This is a genomic window from Blastococcus sp. SYSU DS1024 (assembly GCF_054050795.1).
Genome location: NZ_JBJHAA010000017.1, coordinates 38,180 through 58,221 on the forward strand (window position 1 = coordinate 38,180; position 20,042 = coordinate 58,221).

Annotated in this window: 19 protein-coding genes and 1 other RNA gene; 15 read left to right on the forward strand and 5 right to left on the reverse strand. The window is 73.4% G+C overall.

The features are described 5' to 3' along the window. Positions 1-112: 112 nt before the first annotated feature. Positions 113-340, forward strand: a complete 228-nt coding sequence (locus ACI79S_RS15320; protein ID WP_456594303.1) for a hypothetical protein — start codon at positions 113-115, stop codon at positions 338-340. A 116-nt stretch (positions 341-456) separates the two neighbouring features. Here ACI79S_RS15320 and ACI79S_RS15325 read toward each other — a convergent pair whose 3' ends face one another. Then, entirely contained in the window at positions 457-693 is a 237-nt protein-coding gene (locus ACI79S_RS15325; RefSeq protein WP_456594304.1) for a hypothetical protein, read from the reverse strand. A 67-nt stretch (positions 694-760) separates the two neighbouring features. On the opposite strand from ACI79S_RS15325, the gene cutA reads away from it, so the two are divergent. Continuing rightward, positions 761-1,084 carry a divalent-cation tolerance protein CutA gene (cutA, locus tag ACI79S_RS15330; protein ID WP_456594305.1) on the forward strand — a complete coding sequence of 108 codons (324 nt, stop codon included), beginning with the start codon at positions 761-763 and terminating at the stop codon, positions 1,082-1,084. A gap of 203 nt (positions 1,085-1,287) precedes the next feature. Continuing rightward, the gene (locus ACI79S_RS15335) at positions 1,288-3,015 is read left to right on the forward strand and encodes a putative bifunctional diguanylate cyclase/phosphodiesterase (RefSeq protein ID WP_456594306.1); all 1,728 of its coding nucleotides are present in this window, start codon (positions 1,288-1,290) and stop codon (positions 3,013-3,015) included. Between the two features lie 9 nt (positions 3,016-3,024). Here the strand turns inward: ACI79S_RS15335 and ACI79S_RS15340 are convergent, their stop codons facing one another. Then, a complete protein-coding gene (locus ACI79S_RS15340; RefSeq protein WP_456594307.1) occupies positions 3,025-3,315 on the reverse strand; it encodes a DUF6343 family protein in 291 nt (96 codons plus the stop codon). Between the two features lie 46 nt (positions 3,316-3,361). Between ACI79S_RS15340 and prfB the strand changes: the two genes are divergently transcribed. The 11 genes from prfB (at position 3,362) to ssrA (ending at position 13,347) form a co-directional block, all read left to right on the forward strand. Further along, positions 3,362-4,477 carry a peptide chain release factor 2 gene (gene prfB / locus ACI79S_RS15345; protein ID WP_456594308.1) on the forward strand — a complete coding sequence of 372 codons (1,116 nt, stop codon included), beginning with the start codon at positions 3,362-3,364 and terminating at the stop codon, positions 4,475-4,477. 462 nt (positions 4,478-4,939) lie between these two features. Beyond that, the gene (gene ftsE / locus ACI79S_RS15350) at positions 4,940-5,620 is read left to right on the forward strand and encodes a cell division ATP-binding protein FtsE (protein WP_456594360.1); all 681 of its coding nucleotides are present in this window, start codon (positions 4,940-4,942) and stop codon (positions 5,618-5,620) included. Between the two features lie 60 nt (positions 5,621-5,680). After that, positions 5,681-6,565, forward strand: a complete 885-nt coding sequence (gene ftsX / locus ACI79S_RS15355) for a permease-like cell division protein FtsX (protein WP_456594309.1) — start codon at positions 5,681-5,683, stop codon at positions 6,563-6,565. 129 nt (positions 6,566-6,694) lie between these two features. After that, complete coding sequence (gene smpB, locus ACI79S_RS15360; protein ID WP_456587375.1) at positions 6,695-7,171, forward strand: SsrA-binding protein SmpB; 477 nt, start codon at positions 6,695-6,697, stop codon at positions 7,169-7,171. Beyond that, a complete protein-coding gene (locus ACI79S_RS15365) occupies positions 7,168-8,091 on the forward strand; it encodes an NADP-dependent oxidoreductase (protein ID WP_456594310.1) in 924 nt (307 codons plus the stop codon). The genes smpB and ACI79S_RS15365 overlap by 4 nt, the downstream gene beginning before the upstream one ends. Before the next feature lie 42 nt (positions 8,092-8,133). Continuing rightward, a complete protein-coding gene (locus tag ACI79S_RS15370) occupies positions 8,134-9,030 on the forward strand; it encodes an amidohydrolase family protein (protein WP_456594311.1) in 897 nt (298 codons plus the stop codon). Beyond that, positions 9,027-9,407: a VOC family protein gene (locus ACI79S_RS15375; protein WP_456594312.1), complete on the forward strand. Its 381-nt coding sequence runs from the start codon at positions 9,027-9,029 to the stop codon at positions 9,405-9,407. Before ACI79S_RS15370 ends, ACI79S_RS15375 begins: the two co-directional genes overlap by 4 nt. Before the next feature lie 45 nt (positions 9,408-9,452). Further along, on the forward strand, positions 9,453-10,457 hold the full coding sequence (locus ACI79S_RS15380; protein ID WP_456594313.1) for a GNAT family N-acetyltransferase: 1,005 nt from the start codon (positions 9,453-9,455) through the stop codon (positions 10,455-10,457). A 9-nt stretch (positions 10,458-10,466) separates the two neighbouring features. After that, a complete protein-coding gene (locus ACI79S_RS15385) occupies positions 10,467-11,345 on the forward strand; it encodes an SCO6745 family protein (protein WP_456594314.1) in 879 nt (292 codons plus the stop codon). A gap of 327 nt (positions 11,346-11,672) precedes the next feature. After that, positions 11,673-12,869, forward strand: coding sequence for a magnesium and cobalt transport protein CorA (locus ACI79S_RS15390; RefSeq protein ID WP_456594315.1), 1,197 nt, complete (start codon positions 11,673-11,675; stop codon positions 12,867-12,869). A gap of 102 nt (positions 12,870-12,971) precedes the next feature. Continuing rightward, positions 12,972-13,347, forward strand: a transfer-messenger RNA (tmRNA) gene (gene ssrA, locus ACI79S_RS15395). Positions 13,348-13,457: 110 nt separating this feature from the next. Here ssrA and ACI79S_RS15400 read toward each other — a convergent pair. Then, positions 13,458-15,206 (reverse strand): DUF2207 domain-containing protein, encoded by a 1,749-nt coding sequence (locus tag ACI79S_RS15400; RefSeq protein WP_456594316.1) that lies wholly within the window; start codon positions 15,204-15,206, stop codon positions 13,458-13,460. A gap of 231 nt (positions 15,207-15,437) precedes the next feature. On the opposite strand from ACI79S_RS15400, the gene ACI79S_RS15405 reads away from it, so the two are divergent. After that, on the forward strand, positions 15,438-16,952 hold the full coding sequence (locus ACI79S_RS15405; RefSeq protein ID WP_456594317.1) for an adenylate/guanylate cyclase domain-containing protein: 1,515 nt from the start codon (positions 15,438-15,440) through the stop codon (positions 16,950-16,952). A 182-nt stretch (positions 16,953-17,134) separates the two neighbouring features. Here the strand turns inward: ACI79S_RS15405 and ACI79S_RS15410 are convergent, their stop codons facing one another. Together ACI79S_RS15410 and ACI79S_RS15415 are read right to left on the reverse strand one after the other, a co-directional pair. Further along, on the reverse strand, positions 17,135-18,193 hold the full coding sequence (locus ACI79S_RS15410; RefSeq protein ID WP_456594318.1) for a potassium channel family protein: 1,059 nt from the start codon (positions 18,191-18,193) through the stop codon (positions 17,135-17,137). 75 nt (positions 18,194-18,268) lie between these two features. Next, entirely contained in the window at positions 18,269-20,011 is a 1,743-nt protein-coding gene (locus ACI79S_RS15415; RefSeq protein WP_456594319.1) for a class I adenylate-forming enzyme family protein, read from the reverse strand. Positions 20,012-20,042 lie beyond the last annotated feature (31 nt).

Here is a 20,042-nt window from a genome sequence, read left to right on the forward strand (position 1 = left end):
GGACCCTCGGCCCTCTCGCGCGAGCGCTCCCCGCGACCAGCATGGGAGCGGGTCCGGTGGAGGACCCGGTCGGGCCCCGACGGCGCCCGACCACAGAGCAGAGGGAGTGGTCATGAGCGTCGACGTGCAGCGGAGTCCGGGCACGGCGGAGCGGCCTCCGGTCGAGCCCCGTCCGGCGGTCGACCGTGCCGGGGGACGGCCGGTGCAGCCCGCGGAGAAGCGCGGCCCGGAGTACCACGGCTGGTTGTGCGCCCTCGGCGTCCTCGCCGCGGCGGTGATCGTCTTCACGGCCATGGTCGTGCTCACGATGCTGGCCGGAGGCGACGGCTACCTGCAGTGATCCGTCCCCGCCGCGGGGCGCGCCGCTCGTCGGGACGGCCTGCGGCCGTCGGGCCGGCCGACCGACCCGATCGCTCGGGTCGGCCGGCCGGCGCCGCAGCGGCCGCCCCCGGGAGGTCAGCCGCCCCGCTCGACCTCGGCCTGCACGACGCCCCGCACCGCCCGCAGCAGCGATTCGTCGGAGCTGTCGCCGTTGGAGAGGGCGGTGCGCGCCTGGTCGTCCAGCAGGCTCCCGTCCACCGACTCGAGCCAGGTGACCTCGTTCCCGACGCGGCGGCCGACCCGCAGGCCCTCGCCCTCCGGGCTCACCACGTACTCCTCGCCGTCCAGCTGGATCGTCATCTCGTCGCTCATGCCCGGCCCCCTACCCCCGCGACCCCCGGTTCCACGCAGGACGAGCTCGCCCGAGGAGGATCCGGGCATGGACGAGGAGTTCTGCGAGGTCGTCGTCACCGCCGAGGACGCCGACTGGCTGGCCGGCTTCACCCGCACGCTGGTCGAGGAGCGGCTGGCCGCCTGCGGGCACCACGTGACGCCGATCCGGTCGGTGTACCGCTGGGAGGGCACGGTGCACGACGAGACCGAGGCCCGGGTGGCCCTGCACACCCGCCGGGCGCTGGTGCCCCGGGTCGTCGCGCGCACGCGGGAGCTGCACCCCTACGACGTCCCGTGCGTCATCGCGCTCCCGCTGGTCGGCGGCAACCCCGACTACCTGCGGTGGATCGCTGCGGAGACCGCCGATTGACCTTCCCTCTTTCCGGGGAGAAGAGGGGAAGCTGGCTGCGGTAGGGATCACACCTGCCGATGGAGGGGACGAGCGGCGTGCCACCGGGCGCCCCGTGGACCGGCGGAGGAGACGTGGAGCCAAGCGGGGACGAGGCGGGCGTGCCGCTCCGCGGCCGGGACGGCGGAGCGACGCCTGACCGGGACGCCGCTCTCGTCGGTGCCGTGGTCGACGCCTTGCCGTCCCCGACCGTGCTGCTCGACCCGAACGGCGTGATCGTGATGGTGAACTCGGCCTGGGTCGCCGCCGGGCGCGAGCACGGGCAGTCGATCCGGCCCGGTGCGGACTACTACGCCGAGGCGGTCGGCCTGGCCGACGACCCGGAGGGCCGGGGGCTCATCACCGAACTGCGCGAGCTGATCGCCGGCGAGCGCACGCACGTGTCGATCGACCGTTCGCTGCCCAGCCCGGCCGGCGCCGGGCGGCTCTGGTTCCACGTGCAGGCCACCCGGGTGGGTCACCAGGGGCACGTCGTGGTCACCCACACCGACGTCACCGCGCGGGTGCGTGCCGAGCTGGCATCGTCCTGGCAGGCCCGCCACGACCACCTCACGGAGCTGCCCAACCGCGCCTACCTGCACGAACTCATCGACGACGAGCTGCAGAAGCCCGACCGTCCGGCCCTGGCGGTGCTGTTCCTCGACGTCGACGGCTTCAAGGAGGTCAACGACTCCCTGGGCCACGAGGTCGGCGACGAACTGCTGCGCCAGATGTCGGCCCGGCTGCTCGAGGCCACCCGCAGCCAGGACACCGTGGGCCGGCTGGGCGGCGACGAGTTCGTGATCCTGTGCCGGGACTGCGGCACCGAGGGGGCCGACGCGCTCGCCACCCGGTGCCAGGCCGCCCTGGAGGCCCCGTTCGAGCTGGCGGGGCGCACGCTCACCCTGGGCGCCAGCATCGGCATCGCCGCCATCGGCCGCGGTGACCGTCGCAGGATCCGCTCGACCGATCTGGTCCGGGACGCGGACCTGGCCATGTACGCCGCCAAGGCGGCCGGGCGCGGTGGGATCCGCGTGTTCACCCCCGATCTGCGGCGGGCCGTGCAGGAACGGCTCCAGCTGGCCGGTGAGCTGCGCGAGGCGATCGAGCACGGGCAGCTGGTGCTGCACTACCAGCCGGTGGTGCAGCTGGCGACCGGCGACTGCTCGGCGGTCGAGGCCCTGGTGCGCTGGCAGCACCCGCAGCGCGGGCTGCTCGAACCCGGGGAGTTCCTCCCGCTGGCCGCCCAGCACGGCCTGATCATCCCGCTGACCCGCTGGGTCCTGCGGGCCGCCGCCCGGCAGGGCGCGGTCTGGAACGCGGTGGGGCTGCCGCTGGTCATGGGCGTCAACATCGAGGCCGAGCACTTCGCCACCGGCACGCTGGGTGCCGACGTCGCCGCGGCGCTCGCCGAGGCCGGGCTGCCGCCCGAGCGGCTGATCGTGGAGCTCACCGAGACCAGCGTGGCCGCCGACTTCGACGCGGCGGCCGCCCAGCTCGCCGCTCTGCGGATCACCGGCGTGGAGGTCGCGATCGACGACTTCGGTCGCGGGTTCTCCTCGCTCGGCCAGCTCGTCTCGCTCCCGGCCGGCGTCCTCAAGATCGACCGGAGCCTCGTCGTCGGCGTGGCCGGCCGGGCCCGGGAGTCCGCCGCCGCGATCGCCGCCGTCGTCGGGCTGGCGCAGGCGGTCGGCATGCGCACCCTCGCCGAAGGTGTCGAAACCGCCGAGCAACTGGCCCTGGCGACCGAGCTGGGCTGCACCTTCGGCCAGGGCTTCCACATCGCCCGGCCGATGCCGGCAGAGGAGATCCCCGGCTGGATGGCCGTCCGTTGCGCGGGGGCGCCGCCGGCGCCGCTGCTCACCGAGGCCGGGGCGCTGGCCCGCGGCCTCGGCTCCCCGACGTCCGGCTGACCGCCGCGGTCAGCCCGGCTCGCCGCGCGCCTTGCGCCGCACGATCACCACGATGTCCACCGCGGCGACGGCCCCCGCGATGAACAGCAGGACGGCCGGCCAGGTGGGCAGGTCGTCGACCATCAGCCAGCCCAGACCGGCGAGGACGCAGAACACGAGCCCGAAGATCGCCAGCGCGAGCCGGAGGGTGAGCGCTGACCGGGCCGGCCGCGCCCCGGCGAAGCCGGCCGTGGGGTCGTGGTGGTCGGGCAGGCCGCGTTCGTAGTCCTCTCGCGAGCGAGGTCGGTTCGGGTCGGTCATGGCATCCCTCCCTACCCGGAGCGGGGGCGCACTACCCTGGGTCGACGTGGCCTCCGCTGACTTCTCCGTCGTCCTGGACGAGCTCGACACGACCCTGAAGTCGATCGAGGCCGTCCTCGACGTCGACCGCATGCGCCGGGAGGTGGCCGAGCTCGAGCAGCAGGCCGCCGCGCCCGACCTCTGGGACGACGTCGAGGCCGCCCAGGCGCTCACCTCGAAGCTCTCCTACATGCAGGGTGACCTGCGCCGGGTGGAGGAGCTGCGCGGCCGCCTGGAGGACGTCGGGCTGCTGCACGAGATGGCCGCCGAGGAGGGCGACGAGGCCACCACGGCCGAGGCCGAGCAGGAGCTGGCGAACCTGCGCAAGGCGATCGACGAGCTCGAGGTGCGCACCCTGCTCTCCGGCGAGTACGACTCCCGCGAGGCGCTGGTGACCATCCGGTCGGAGGCCGGGGGCGTCGACGCCGCCGATTTCGCCGAGATGCTCATGCGCATGTACCTGCGCTGGGCCGAGCGCCACAAGTACCCGACCGAGGTGCTCGACATCAGCTACGCCGAGGAGGCCGGCATCAAGTCGGCCACCTTCTCGGTGAAGGTGCCCTACGCCTACGGCACCCTGTCGGTCGAGCAGGGCACGCACCGGCTGGTACGCATCTCCCCGTTCGACAACCAGGGCCGCCGGCAGACCTCCTTCGCCGGAGTCGAGGTGCTGCCCGTGGTCGAGCAGACCGACCACGTCGACATTCCGGAGAACGAGATCCGGGTCGACGTCTTCCGCTCCTCGGGTCCGGGTGGGCAGAGCGTGAACACCACCGACTCCGCCGTCCGGATGACCCACATCCCGACCGGCATCGTCGTCTCCTGCCAGAACGAGAAGAGCCAGATCCAGAACAGGGCCGCCGCGCTGCGCGTGCTGCAGGCCCGGCTGCTCGTCGTCCGCCAGCAGGAGCAGAAGGCGGAGATGGACGCGCTCAAGGGTGAGGGGAGCAGCTGGGGCAACCAGATGCGCTCCTACGTCCTGCACCCCTACCAGATGGTGAAGGACCTTCGCACCGAGCACGAGACGGGTAACACCGCCTCCGTCCTCGACGGGGACATCGACGCCTTCATCGAGGCCGGCATCCGGTGGCGGCGTCAGCAGGAGACCGTCGACGCCGCCTGACAGCCGCGGGAGCGCCGCAGCGAGGAACGAGCGAGGAGCGGACCGGGGCGCGGAAGGCGGCAGGGGGATGGCCGCCTGACAGCCGCGGGAGCATCGCAGCGAGGAACGAGCGAGGAGCGGACCGGGGCGCGGAAGGCGGCAGGGGGATGGCCGCCTGACAGCCGCGGGAGCATCGCAGCGAGGAACGAGCGAGGAGCGGACCGGGGCGCGGAAGGCGGCAGGGGGATGGCCGCCCGAGTGCCGTTCCGCAGTCGCCGGACGGGGAGCCGCGGGGGGCTGCCGGGACGGGGTCGGCGACGTCACATTCCGGCCCGGCGGGGAGCCGGACGCAACCGTCCGTGACCGGGTGACCCGGCGGTAGCCGCTCGACGGTGACACACCGCGAGAACGAGTCCGGAGCGTTCCGTGGCGATCAGGCCGCCCGAGGCCCCGGGACTAGTACCGTGGCGCCTCGTGATCGAAATGCAACACGTCACCAAGCTGTACCCGGCCGGCGGCCGGCCTGCCCTCGACGACGTGTCCACGGAGATCGACAAGGGCGAGTTCGTCTTCCTCATCGGGTCCTCGGGCTCGGGCAAGTCGACCTTCCTCCGGCTGCTGCTGAAGGAGGAGGACCCGACGTCGGGGACGATCGTGGTCAACGGCAAGACGCTCAACACCATGAGCAAGTGGCAGGTGCCCAAGCTCCGCCGCACCATGGGCTGCGTCTTCCAGGACTTCCGCCTGCTGCGCAACCGCACTGTCGCGCAGAACGTCGCCTTCGCCCTCGAGGTGATCAACAAGCCGCACCGCACCATCAAGCGGGTCGTCCCCGAGGTGCTGGAGATGGTCGGGCTGGAGGGGAAGGCCAACCGGCTCCCCGGCGAGCTCTCCGGTGGTGAGCAGCAGCGGGTAGCGATCGCCCGCGCGTTCGTCAACCGGCCGCTGGTGCTGCTGGCCGACGAGCCGACCGGAAACCTCGACCCGGAGACGAGCGAGGGCATCATGCTGCTGCTCGAGCGGATCAACCGGACCGGCACCACGGTGCTCATGGCGACGCACGACTACCACATCGTCGACTCGATGCGCCGCCGCGTCATCGAGCTCAACGGGGGAGTCCTCACCCGCGACCAGTCGCGCGGTGTCTACGGCGTGGGCCGCTAGCAGCGCCCGCCGCACCGACACCGCCGATCGCGTCCGCACGCACTCCACGACAGGGAATCCATGCGCGTCAACTTCGTGCTCTCCGAGGTGGCCACCGGGCTGCGTCGCAACCTGACCATGACGGTCGCGATGATCCTGACCACGGCCATCTCGCTCGGGCTCATGGGCACCGGCCTGCTCATCGCCGGGATGATCTCCGAGATGAAGGAGATCTACTACGACAAGGTGCAGGTCTCCATCTTCCTGGCCGACGACGTCACCGACGAGCAGCGGCAGGCGATCCAGAGCGAGCTGGAGTCCTCCGACGAGGTCCGGAGCTTCATCTACGAGTCGCGCGAGGAGGCCTACGAGCGCTTCCAGCAGCAGTTCAGCCAGCAGCCGGAGCTGGTGGCGAACACCCCGCCGGACGCGCTGCCGGAGAGCTTCCGCGTGGAACTGGTGAACCCCGAGCGCTACGAGGTGATCGCCGCCCAGTTCCCCAACGGGGAGGGCGGCGTCGACCAGGTGCGGGACGAGGGCGAGTTCCTCGACCGGCTGTTCAGCCTGCTCAACGGTGCCCGCAACGCGACGATCGCCGTCGCGGTCGTGCAGGCGCTGGCGGCTCTGCTGCTGATCTCCAACACCATCCAGCTCGCGGCGTTCAACCGGCGCAACGAAACCAACATCATGCGGCTGGTCGGCGCCTCCCGCTGGTACACCCAGCTGCCGTTCATCCTCGAGGCGGCGATCGCGGGCCTCATCGGTGGGCTGCTCGCCGCCGGCGGGCTGATCATGACCAAGGTGCTCTTCATCGACCGGACCCTCTCCGGTCCGATCCGGGCGGGCATCATCCCGCCGGTCGAGTGGAGCGCGATCATCACCAACAGCGTGGTCGTCACCGGCGTCGGCGTCGCGCTGGCCGCCATCGCCGCCTTCGTCACCCTGCGGCTGTACGTCCGGATCTAGCCGGCGGCCGTTGGCCGCGGTGCCGCCGCACCGAGTGCGACGAACTCGTGGTCATCGAACGCTGATGGCCACGAGTTCGTCGTACTCGCTGGGCGAGGACGGTGGCGCGCCGCCCGGTAACCTGGGGCCATGCCGCGTGAGACCGGGCGCAAGCTGATCGCCCAGAACAAGAAGGCGCGGCACGACTACTCGATCCTCGACACCTACGAGGTGGGCCTGGTGCTCACCGGCACCGAGGTGAAGAGCCTGCGGGCCGGCCGTGCCTCGCTCGTCGACGGGTTCGCCTCGATCGACGACGGCGAGGTGTGGCTGCAGCACGTGCACATCCCCGAGTACGTGCAGGGCACCTGGACCAACCACGCCCCGCGCCGCAAGCGCAAGGTGCTCATGCACCGCGAGGAGATCGACAAGCTGATGGGCAAGACCCGTGAGGGTGGCCTGACGCTGGTGCCGCTGGACCTGTACTTCAAGGACGGCAAGGTCAAGGCCACCCTCGCCCTGGCCAAGGGCAAGAAGTCCTACGACAAGCGGCACGACCTCGCCGAGCGCGACTCGCGCCGGGAGATCCAGAAGGCCTTCGGGCGGTACGTGAAGGGACGACGGTGAAGGGCATCGCGTACGACCGGTTCGGGGGCGTGGACGTCCTGCAGCTGCGGGACGACCTCCCCGATCCGCCGGTCGGCCCGGACACCGTGCTCGTGCGCACCCGCGCCGCGGGCGTCAACCCGGTCGACATCGGCATCCGCGAGGGCCACCTGGCCGGGTTCTTCCCGCACCACTTCCCGATCGTCCCGGGCTGGGACCTCGCCGGCGTGGTGGAGGCGGTCGGCCCCGCCGTGGTCGACTTCGCCCCGGGCGACGAGGTGCTCGGGTACCTGCGGCGCGACGACGTCCAGTGGGGGACGGCGGCCGAGCTCGTGCCCGCCCCGCAGCGCTGCCTGGCGCACAAGCCGGAGTCGCTGTCCTTCACCGAGGCCGGCGGCGTGCCGCTGGCCGGCCTGACCGCCTACCAGGCGCTCACCGAGGCGCTCCGAGTCGGTGAGGGCGACCGCGTGCTGGTGCACCGGGCCGCCGGTGGGGTCGGCTTCTTCGCCGTGCAGATCGCCGTCGCGCTCGGCGCGCACGTCATCGGCACCGCGAGCCCCCGCAACCACGGCTTCCTCACCGAGGCCGGCGCCGCCGAGGTGCTCGACTACTCGGCCGGCCCGATCAGCGAGCAGCTCACCGAGAAGGTGGACGCCGTGCTCGACCTCAACGGCGGGGAATCGTTGGCCGACGCGCCGCAGCAGGTGCGCGACGTGGCCCGCATCGCCAGCGTCGTGGACCCCTCGGTCAACGACATGGGCGGGCGCTACGTCTTCGTCCGCCCGGAGCGGCACGACCTGGAAGAGCTGGCACGCATGGCCGACGCCGGTCAGCTGCGGGTGGCGGTCGCCAAGGCGTTCCCGCTGGAGCAGACCGCGCAGGCCCACGAGCTCGTCGCCGGCGGGCACGTGCGCGGCAAGGTCGTCGTCACCGTCGGCTGACCGGGCGCCTGCGGGACCGGCGCCCGCGGCTACGGTCCTGGCATGGCCCAGGTGCAGCCGCCGCAGTCGGACGACGACGTCCCCCGCTACTGGGGCGAGCTCGGCCTGCCCGGGCTGGTGGACGTGCACGTGCACGTCCTGCCCGAGCGCGTGCAGGCCAAGGTGTGGCAGTACTTCGAGGCGGCCGGCACGCACTACGGGGCGGACTGGCCGGTGGCCTACCGGCTGCCCGAGGAGGAGCGGCTCGCCGTCCTGGCGCGGCTGGGGGTGCGCGCCTTCCCGACGCTGCCGTACCCGCACAAGCCCGGAATGGCCGCCTGGCTCAACGAGTGGTCGGCCGGCTTCGCCGCGGGTCGCCCGCAGGTGCTGCAGTCGGCCACGTTCTTCCCCGAGCCGGGCGTCACCGACTACGTCGCCACCGCGCTCGACCGTGGTGCGCGGATCTTCAAGGTGCACGTGCAGGTCGGCGCCTTCGACCCGCGGGACCGGTTGCTCGACGACGTCTGGGCGCGGCTGGAGCAGACCGGCACGCCGGTGGTCATCCACTGCGGTTCGGGGCCGCTGGCCGGGGAGCACACCGGTCCGGTGCCGATGCAGGGGTTGCTCGAGCGGTTCCCCCGGCTCCAGCTGGTGATCGCCCACCTCGGCATGCCGGAGTACCGGGAGTTCCTCGACCTGGCCGAGCGCTACGAGCGGGTCCACCTGGACACCACGATGTTCGCCACGGACTTCACCCAGCGGCTGATGCCCTTCGACCCGGCGGACCTCCCGCGGCTGGCCGCGCTGCGGGACAAGGTGCTCCTCGGCAGCGACTTCCCGTCCATCCCGTATCCCTACGCCCACCAGCTGGCCGCGCTGCACCGGCTGGACCTGGGGGAGGAGTGGCTGCGGGCCGTCCTGTGGCACAACGGCGCCCGGCTGTTCACGATCGAGGCGTGACCCCGAGCATCCGCCTGACGGCGACCGTCCTCGGCACGCCGGACCCGCAGGGGCTGGCCCGCTTCTACCAGCGCCTGCTCGGCTGGCCGATCGGCGACGACGATCCGCAGTGGGCCACGCTGCGGCCCGAGGACGGCGGTCCGGGGCTCTCCTTCCAACGGGAGGACGACCACGTGCCGCCCGTGTGGCCGCCGCAGCCGGGCACCCAGCAGATGCAGCTGCACCTGGACTTCCAGGTCGACGACCTCGACGCCGCCACGGCGGTTGCCGAGGCGGGTGGCGCGCGCCGGGTCGGCGGGCACACGGATGCGGAGGAGGACGTCCGCGTGTTCACCGATCCTGCGGGCCACCCGTTCTGCCTGTTCGTGCGGCTGTAGAAAAGCGCTCGCCCCGCGCCGCACGGCTGCCTACCCTCTGCAGCCGTGCCCGCTCTCCCCACCGTCCCCGGCGGCCTCGCCGTCCGTCCGCTGAGCAGCGACGACGTCCCGGCGGTGGCCGAGCTGCTGATCGCGGCCGAGCCGCTCGACGACACCGGGGAGTTCCCCGACGCCTACGACGTCGCCGAGGAGTGGGCCGGCTGGGGCGTCGACCCGGGGCGGGACGGCGTGGCCGTCACCGACGCGGACGGCGCGCTCGCCGCCTACGCGGTGGTCTCGGCCAGCCCCACCTTCCGCGACGCCTTCCGGATCGTCCTCGACGGCCGGGTGCACCCCGCCGGGCGCGGCCAGGGCATCGGGACGGCGCTGCTGCGGTGGGAGCTCGCCCGCGGCGCGGAGGTGCACGCCGAGCGGCACCCGGAGGCCCCCGCCCGGCTGGTGGTGGCCGTCTCGGGCACGCAGCCGCGGCTGGAGCGGCTGGTCGAGCAGAGCGGGCTCGAGGCGGAGCGCTGGTACCGCACCATGGAGCGCCGGCTCGCCGACCTGCCGGAGACCCGCCAGGTCTCCGCCGTGGATCTCGTCCCTTTCACCTGGGACCGCGACGACGAGGTGCGGCGCGCGCACAACGCGGCCTTCACCGAGCACCACGGGTCGAGCGAGCGCGACGCCGAGTCCTGGCAGCGGCTGTTCACCGGCAGCCGCGCCTTCCGCCCCGACCTCTCCGTGCTCGCCGTCGCCGTCGCCGACGGCGCCGTCGCCGGGTACGTGCTGGCCTACGTGTACGAGGCCGACACGCGGGCCCGCGGCTACCGCGAGGTGGTGCTCGGCCAGATCGGCGTGCTCCCCGGTGCCCGGGGGCGCGGCCTGGCTTCGGCCATGATCGGCGACAGCCTGCGCGCGGCCGCGGCGCGGGACTGCACCGTGGCGGCCCTCGACGTCGACAGCGACAACGTCACCGGAGCGCTGCGGCTCTACGAGAGCCTGGGCTTCACGACGGTGCGGACCCGCGTGGCGTGGTCCCGCTCACTGCCTCCGGTGGCCGCTGGCTAGGGTGCGCCCATGGTCAGCGTCGATCAGTCCGCACCCGCCTTCGATCCTGCCCTCGTCGGCCGCGCCCACCGCGCGATCGACCCGCTGCACTCGCAGCTGTACTTCGCCCCGGAGCAGGACGAGCACCTCGGTGCGGTCGGCCTGCGGCCGGGCCGGATGGTCTACTTCGCCGGGCGGGCCGCGGCCATGGGCGCCGTCGGCGCCGGGGTCGTGACGGCGACCTTCTACAACTTCGCGCCCTCGCTGGTGGCGCACATGATCCCGCGCGCGTGGTCGCTGGCATCGCCCGAGCAGGTGCTCGCCGCCCGCCTGGACGCCGCCCGCGCCTCGCTCACCCGCCTGCTCGGCGAGGAGACCGCCGGGAGCCCCGAGGTGGCCGAGCTGGCCGGGCTGCTCCGCGAGGCGTGCGCCGGGCTGAGCGCGGAAGGCCGGCCGCTGTACGCCGGGCACGCCGACCTGCCGTGGCCGGAGGAGCCGCTGCTTGCCGCGTGGCACGGCGCCACGCTGCTGCGCGAACACCGCGGGGACGGGCACGTCGCCGTCCTGGTGCACGCCGGCCTGTCCGGGCTGGAGGCCCTGATCACGCACTGCGCCACCGGCCGGGGGTTCACCGTGCCCGCGGCCAAGGCGACCCGCGGGTGGAGCGACGAGCAGTGGACGGCCGGGTGCGCGGCGCTGGCCGACCGGGGGCTCCTCGACGACGCCGGTCTGACCGAGGAGGGCGCCGAGCTGCGCGCCCGCATCGAGGTGCAGACCGACGCCCTCGCCGCCGATCCGTGGTTGTCGCTGGGCGCGGAGAAGACGGCCCGCGTGGTCGAGCTGGGCAAGGGGCTGTCGCGCGTGCTGACCGCCAACGGGGCGTTCGGCCAGGGCATCTTCGGCCGCTGACCCGGCCACTGCGGGGGAGCAGGGTCCTTCCGGGGCCAGGGCCGGACCCGGCCCTGACCGGGGCGCGTCACGACGTCGGCCGAGCGATCGCCGGGCGCGGTCCAGGCGGCCGCCCACCGCGGCCACCGGTTCACCCGTGTGGGCGAGGACACGGCCCGCGCTCCCGGGCCCGCGTGGGAAGATGGACGACGGCCGAGATCAGGGGCGGGAACAGCCCGGAGCCGGGAGGGGGACGCCGTGCGCAGTGAGCCTCCCAGTACCGGTCCCCAGGTCCTCCCCGCCCGCTGAGGCGCCCCTCCCCGCTGAGGGGCCGCGAGGACCGCACCGGTGCCCACCGTCGTCCCCTCGCCCCGGGAGTCCGTCATGGCCGAGCGTCGCCGTGCGCCGCTGACCGCCCTGTCCACCCTCACCCGCCGACCGCGGCTCGAGCTCTTCCCGCCCGTCCGGCAGCCGGCTCCGCCCGGTGCGGGATCGACGTCGGTGTCGGCCCTGGCGTCGGAACCCTCGCGGATCGTGGACAACGCCGTCTACTCCGACGGCCGCCGCGTGGCCACGCCCGACTCGCCGGCCGAGAGCCGGGAGGAGCTCTCGCTCGGTGAGCACCGGCTGGCCTGGCTGGGGCTCTACCGGCCGGAGCCCGGGGAGCTCGGCGCGCTGGCCGAGCTCTTCGACCTGCCCGAGCTCGCCGTCGAGGACGCGATCAAGGCGCACCAGCGGCCGAAGTTCGAGCGCTACGGCAGCACGCTGTTCGTCGTGCTCAAGGCCGCGCGGTACGTCGACGCGCTGGAGGAGGTGGAGTTCGGGGAGCTGCACCTGTTCCTCGGGCCCGACTTCGCGATCACCGTGCGGCACAGCGAGTCCCCCGACCTGGCCCGGGTGCGCCGCCGGCTGGAGAGCGAGCCGGCGCTGCTGGCCAAGGGCAGCGAGGCGGTGCTGTACGCGGCCCTGGACGCGGTCGTCGACGGGTACGGGCCGGTCGTCGAGGGGCTGGCCAACGACATCGACGAGATCGAGACCCAGGTGTTCGGCGGTGACCCCGGTGTCTCGCGGCGCATCTACGAGCTGTCGCAGGAGGTGCTGGAGTTCCAGCGCGCGGCGCAGCCCCTGACCGGCATCATCGCCGCGATCACCGCCGGTTTCGACAAGTACGGCGTGGACGAGGAGCTGCGCAGCTACCTGCGCGACGTCGCCGACCACGTGGTGCAGGTCAACGAGCGGGTGGAGGGCTTCCGCCTGCAGCTGCGCGACATCCTCACCGTGAACGCCACCCTGGTGGCGCAGCGGCAGAACGAGGAGATCCGCGAGCTCACCGAGACCAGCATCGCCCAGGGCGAGGAGGTCAAGAAGATCTCGGCCTGGGCGGCCATCCTGTTCGCCCCGAGTCTGGTGGGCGGCGTCTACGGCATGAACTTCGACCACATGCCCGAGCTCGACGAGGTGTGGGGCTACCCGTTCGCGCTGCTGCTGATGTTCGGGGTCAGCCTCACGCTGTACCTGGTGTTCAAGCGCCGCGACTGGATCTGACGGAGGGCACCGCGCCACCCGCCGCGCAGCTCTCCGGACGCGCGGGGGCGGCGGGGAACAACCGGCTGGACCGGCCCGTTACGCTGTCTGAACAACTACACAGGGGGTGATTGGTCTCGACTTCGGTCGGGTGTCCAGGGGAAGCGAGCCGAGGAAGCCAACGATGAGCTCGTTAACCACGCGTTGGAAACAACACAAGCGCCGACTCCAGTCAGCGCGACTTCGCTCTCGCTGCCTAAGCAGCAGGAGTGAGTCTGTCAGCCCGGGTTCGTCATCGGCCCGGATCCTGGCATCAGCTAGATGACTCACCATGAGCGCCGGTCGCGGGCGTTCATGGGACACCTCACAGCGACTGGGCCCGTCACATCGACTTGTTCGCGAGATCGATGGGGTCGAGCAGAGGCAGTAGCGAACTGCGCTCGGAGAAGCCCTGGATATGCGTCGAAGGACGCGGGTTCGATTCCCGCCACCTCCACCCCTGAAGCTCCACCACGAAGGGCCCGGTCAGCTGACCGGGCCCTTCGTGCGTTCGCGTGGTGTGGCGGTGGCGCCTCCGGCGAGGTGACCGGCGCCGCGGTCACCCAGCACTCACCAGGAGCCGCCGCCACCTCCACCGGCACCACCCCCGACGCTCCCCCCGACGTTCCCACCGGAGGACGACGACGGCGCGGTGCCGGCCGTGCTGCACCCGGCGAGCAGGACCGGCCCGTAGGCCGCGTAGTGCAGGTACCGGGCGTCCTGGCCCGAGCGGGCCGGGACGTCGACGGTCGAGGCGAGCTGCGACCACCGCTCCGCCTCACCCAGCGAGACGGCCCAGGCGGTGTAGCGGCCGAGCTGACCGGAGGCGATCGCCTCGTCGAGCGCCGTCGGCGGGGACGCGGCGAGGAACCGCCGCAGCGACTCGACCTGCAGCCACGCCGCGGAGCCGGCCGGCGTGAGCACGCGCAGCTCCCATCCGGCGATCGCGGTGGCCGCGCCCGCCCCGGCCAGCGCGCCACCGATCGCCGCCAGCGCGAGCGGCAGGCCCACGTCCTCGATCGACAGGTAGCCGGCGAGCAGGGCCACGGCGACGCCGACGACGGCGCCCAGGCCGCCCAGCAGCCGGAGACGGCCGGCGCGGCGATCGGCGTCGCCGTCCCACAGGCCGCTGGTGCCCTGCCACGCGTCGAGGTGCGTGCCGAGCTCCGCCCAGCCTGCGGCGAAGGCTTCGTCGTACTCACCGAGCGGGAGCCGGTCCCGGTCGCGGAACAGCAGGTCCAGCAGCCGGCGGACCTCCCCGTCGCCCGGCTCCCGACGCACCAGGACGACCTCCTCTGGCTGCCCGTCCGGTGACTCCAGGTCGAGGGTGCCGGCCACGGCCTGGTCGATCAGCCAGGCGGCCTTGTGCGCGGGGGTGACGGCGCCGGCCAGCAGCACGCCGCCCTGCGCGGGAGGCAGGTTTCCCGGCAGGGCGGGGGAGGGGGTGGCGTGGTCGGCGAGCGTCGCCAGGTCGATCCGCGCGTCCTCGCCGGGGGCGGAGGTCACCGGGATGCCGACCGCCGGCACCCGCTCCCGGCCGGCGCGCCGGATCGCGGCCAGCGCGCCCGCCGCCGCGAGCAGCGCGGCGACAGCGGCGACGGCTCCGGGCACCAGCGGCCCCGTGCCGCCCGCCGGAGGCGCGGTCGCCGGTGGTGCGGGCAGCGCCGGGGCGCCGTCGAGGGCGGCACCCGTCGTCGCGGTGACCGTGACGCCCTCCCCGGCGTCCAGGGAGTCCACCCGGGCGGAGAGCCGGCCGGGCCCGGCCGGCTCGACGTCGCAGGCATCGGTGGCTCCGGCCTCGCCCGCGGAGCAGCGGCTCCCCGCCAGCTCGGCCGGCGCGCTCACGTGCACCTCGATCTCGTCGATGGGGACATCCCAGCCGGTGCCCACGGCGTCCCAGGCCAGCCGGTCGCCGGAGACGACGCCGTCCAGGGTGTAGCCGAGGACGTACCGGTGCCGTCCGGTCACCGTCCGGTCGGGGTCGCCGACGCGGATCTCGCCGTCCGCGCTGACGGTCACGTCGTCGGGGGCGTCCGGTGACATGGCCCCCACCGGCTCGGCAGGGTCCAGGCCCGGGACCTGGCGGAGGATCCCGCGCCGTTCCTCCCCGCCGAAGTCGTAGTCGATCACCTCGGTGATCCGGGCACTGCCGTCCTCGGCGACGGTCGCCGCGACCCACAGCAGGCGCACCCGCTCGCCACCGCCGGCGAGGGCGACGACGCTCGTCAGGACCCCCACCGCGACAACCAGCAGCACGCAGACCAGCAGGTCGATCCGGCGTCGCCGACGGACGCGGTCGGTCCGTCGAGGGCTCGGCACGGGCTCCTCCTCCTGCGCAGTCCGGGGAGGGTGTCCCCGGCGTCGGGGTGATGATGCCTGCCCGTGCGGGCCCGTCACAGCACCGGCGCACGCGCTCCCGGGGGGTCCCCGGAAGGGGGAGGGCGCTCCACCGGAGGGGGCGGCGGAGGTCGCGGGTCGGTGATCATGACGCCGTGATCACGTTTCGGGCGGTGGCCGTGCCGACATCGGCCGGGGCTCGTTGAGCCCGTCGTGAGCATCGCGGGCGCCGACGTGCGCCGTCGGTTGACCGGCTGGGCCGAGTGGGCGCCCAGCGGCCGGCTGGCCGTCCCGGTCATCGTGCTGCTGGTCATCGCGGCCAACCTGATCGGTGTCGCCACCGTGGTGCTGCTGCTCATCGGGGTGGAGGACAGCGGCAGCAGCGCCGGCCGCGCCGAGGTGCTCGGGGCGGCCGCGGTCTACCTCGCCGTCGCGCTGCCCCTGGCCACGATCGGGGGGCTGCGCCGGCAGCGGGCCACGAACCGCTGGCTGATGGCCGGCCGGGAACCCACCGGCGAGGAGGCCAGGCAGGCCCTGCGCCTCCCGCTGGACACCGCCCTCGTCGGGGCGGTGGTCTGGCTGCTGGGCGCGGTGCTGATGGGCGCGATCGGGGCGCTCACCTTCCCCGACGCCCGGGTGGGCGCCCGGATCGCCGTCGCCGTGGTGCTCGGCGGCGTGGTCACCGCCGGTGTCACCTACCTGCTGGTCGCCCGGGCCGCCCGCGCGGTCACCGCCCGTGCGCTGGCGGCCCACCCGCCCGCGGGAGCGCTCACCCTGGGCGTCCGCATCCGCCTGCTGCTCACCTGGGGGCTCACCAGCGGAGTGCCGATGGTGGGCGTCGTGCTGCTGTACCTGGACCCGAGCAACCCGGACGGCCCGGGACGCACCGCCGTCGTGTTCCTGGTCGTGGTCGCGCTGCTGGTGGGGGCGCTGGCCACCGTGCTCACCGCCCGCGCCGTCGGCCAGCCGCTGCGCGACCTGCGCCGGGCGGTGCAGCAGGTCGGCTCCGGGGACTACGACGTCGACGTGGTCGTCGACGACGCCGGGGAGATCGGCCTGCTGCAGGAGGGCGTCAACTCCATGGTCGCGGGGCTGGCCGAGCGGGAGCGGCTGCGCGACCTGTTCGGGCGGCACGTCGGGACGACGGTCGCCCAGCGGGCGCTGGCCACCGGGGTCTCCCTGGGCGGCGAGGAGCGCACCGTCGCCGCGCTGTTCGTGGACATCGCCGGCTCCACCTCGCTGGTGCGGCGCACCGGGCCCGAGGAGATGGTCGGCCTGCTCAACCGGTTCTTCGGCATCGTCGTCGACACCATCGAGGGCGAGGGCGGGCTGGTGAACAAGTTCGAGGGCGACGCCGCCCTGTGCGTCTTCGGTGCCCCGGCCGACCACCCCGATCCCGCCGGTGCCGCGCTGCGGGCCGCCCGGCGCATCTGCGACGCCGTCGCCGAGGCCGGCGAGGTCGACGTCGGGGTGGGGGTCGCGTGCGGCCGGGTGTGGGCCGGGCAGGTGGGTGCGGCCAGCCGGCTGGAGTACACGGTGATCGGGGACCCGGTGAACGAGGCGGCGCGGCTCACCGAGCTCGCCAAGGAGCACCCGGGCCGGGCGGTCGCCAGCGAGCCGACGGTGCTGGCGGCCTCCGACGACGAGCGGATCCGCTGGGTGCGCGGTGAGCAGGTGGAGCTGCGCGGCCGCGACGAGCCCACGACCACCTGGGTGCTCCGGAAGTAGGGAGTCCTGTCGCGGCGAGTGGACCCCGGAGGGGTCCGCGCAGCCGGGACGCAGCGGCTCAGCGGCGCAGGGGGACGGCACGTGGCCGCGGTGTCGTCCGGAGGACGACGATGTGATCGCGGTGCGATCCGGAGGATCGCGATGTACTGGCCGCGGTCGTCGGCCCGGAGGGTCGACATGTGTCATTGCGTCGGCGGACGCATGCCCTTCCCCGGGTCGTGCGCCTTCACCACGACGAGCACGTCCTCCGGCTGCAGGGTGCCGATCAGCGGGTCGTCGAAGCGCAGCGTGCGGCCGCCGCGGGTCACCGACAGCACGATGTCGCGCAGCTGGCGCGGCCCCAGCCCCACCTCGTCGGCGGTGACCGTCCGCTGGTGCAGGTCCAGGCCCTGGCCCCCGGTGACCAGGTCCTCGACCACGGCGACCACGCGCGGGGCGTCGGTGGAGAGGCCCAGCAGCCGGCCGGAGGTCGCCGACGTGGTGATGACCGTGTCGGCGCCGGACTGCCGCAGGAGGTTGGCGTTCTCCTCCTCGCGGACACTGGTGGTGATCGGCACGCTCGGGTTGAGCTGGCGGACGGTCAGGGTGATGAGCACCGAGGCGTCGTCCCGGTTCGCCGCCACGATCACCGACCGGGCGCGTTCGACGGCCGCCCGGCGGAGCACCTCGGTGCGGCCGGCGTCGCCGACGATGCCGGTGAGCCCCATCGCGTTGGCCTCGTCGATCGCCCGGGGCTCGGGGTCGACGACCACGATCTTCTCCAGCGGTGTCCCGCTGGCCTGCAGGGAGCGGATGGCGCTGCGGCCCTTGGTGCCGTAGCCGCACACGATGACGTGCTGGCGCACGCGGGACCTCCAGCGGTGGATGCGGAACTCCTCGCGCGAGCGCGCGGTCAGCGCCTCGAGGGTCGTTCCGATGAGGACGATCAGGAACATGATCCGCAGCGGCGTGATCAGCAGGACGTTGGTCAGCCGTGCCCCAGGGGTGACCGGCGTGATGTCGCCGTAGCCGGTGGTGGAGAGGCTGACCGTCGCGTAGTAGGCGGCATCGAGGACGGAGATGGGACCGCCCTTGCTGTCCTCGTAGCCGTCGCGGTCCAGGTAGACGATCAGGATCACGATGAAGAGGACGATCGCCGCGATGACGACGCGGCGCCACACCTGGCGGACCGGGGTCTGCTCGACGTGCGCGATGCGCACGCCGGTGTGCTCGGTCTCCAGACCGTTCCGCTGCTCCTCCACGCCGCGGACGATAGTGAGCGGCGAGCACGGATGCGCGCCGCCGCACCCGTTCGGGGTGCGGCGGCGCGCTGCGCCTCAGCCGCCGACGGCCTCGCGCTCGCGGGCGGCGAGCTCCCGCTTGAGCACCTTTCCGGCCGCCGAGACCGGGATCGCGTCGATGAAGCGCACGTCGCGCAGCCGCTTGTACGGGGTCACCTTGTCGTTGACCGCCGCCATGACCGACTCGGCGGTCAGCGCGGTGCCGTCCGCGTCGTCCTTGCGCACCACGTAGGCCACCGGCAGCTCGCCGGCGTCCTCGTCCGGGCGCCCGACCACCGCTGCGCCGGCCACCCCTGGGACGCCGAACAGGATCTCCTCCAGCTCGCGCGGGAAGACGTTGTAGCCCTTGTAGAGAAGCATGTCCTTGGTGCGGTCGACGATGGAGAGGTAGCCGTCCTCGTCGAGGATGCCGACGTCGCCGGAGTGGAACCAGCCGTCGGCGTCGATCGACTCTGCCGTGGCCTCGGGCCGGTGCGCGTAGCCGCGCATCACCTGGGGGCCGCGGATGCAGACCTCGCCCCGCTCACCGGCCGGCAGCGGGTCGCCGCCGCCGAGCGGGCGGATGGTGATCTCGGTGTCGAAGATCGGCACGCCCACCGTGCCCGGCTTGCGGGTGCCGGAACGGAAGGTCGGGTTGCCGGTGGCCATCATGGTCACCTCCGTCAGCCCGTAGCCCTCGCCGATCGTGGCGTTCGGCATGAGCGCCTGCATCTTCTCGATCAGCGAGACCGGGAGGGGAGCCGCGCCGCTGCTGATGCCCCGGACGTGCGAGAGGTCGGCCTCGGCGAACCCGGGAACCTGCAGCAGCGCCACGAAGACCGGGGGCGCGCCGCCGATGGAGGTCACCTCGTACCGGACCATGTCCTCGACGTACTTCACCGGGTCGAAGCGCATGTGGATGACGGTCATCGTGCCGCCCATGACCATGCCGTTGAGGTAGCCGATCGCCCCCATCGCGTGGAACCACGGCGTCAGGTTGATGATCCGGGCCTCACCGAGCCGGGTCGGGTACTCGTCGGGGCCGAGCTCCTGCTGCAGCGTCACGTCGCCCTCGTCGTCGAGCGCGGGGATCGCCCCGGAGGTCCAGCAGCCCGACTGCAGGACGTTGGTCACCACCTGGCGGTGCGGCAGCTCCACGCCCTTGCTGACGCCGGTCGTTCCGCCGGTGTAGGCGAGGTGCGCCAGGTCGGCCGCGACGTCGAGGTCGGCGTCGAGGTGCCGGTCGGTCGGGTCACCGGCGAGCAGGTCGGCGAGGTCGACGTCGGCCGGCTCGAGGCCGTCGAGGCGGGCGGCGAAGTCGAGGGTGTGCGCTTCCCCGGTGACGACGACCGTCTCCACCGGGGTCTGCGCGAGCGCTCCCCGGACGAAGGGCAGCACCTGGTCCCAGGTGATCAGCGCCTTCGCGCCGGCGTCGGTGAGCTGGGCGGCGAGGTCGGCAGCCGGCAGCAGCGGGTTGGTGGGGGAGAAGGTCGCGCCGGCCAGCAGGATCCCGTAGTAGAGCGGCGGGTACTGCCGGCAGTTCGGGATGTGGACGGCGACGACGTCGCCCCGCCCGATGCCGTGGTCGGCCAGCCAGCCCGCGACCGCGTGCGCGCGGGCACCCATCTCGGTGAAGGTGAGCGGCACGTCGTGGTCGACGAACGCCGTCCGGTCGCCCCACCGGCGCACAGCGGCCCGCAGGATGGAGCCCACCGGCACGCTCGGGTAGTCCAGGGACCGGGGCAGCCCGGGCGGCCAGCTGACCGTGGTGGGTGCCGGGGCGGACTGCACGGTGGTCATTCGTTTCCTCTCGTCGGGTGAGCTGAGCCAC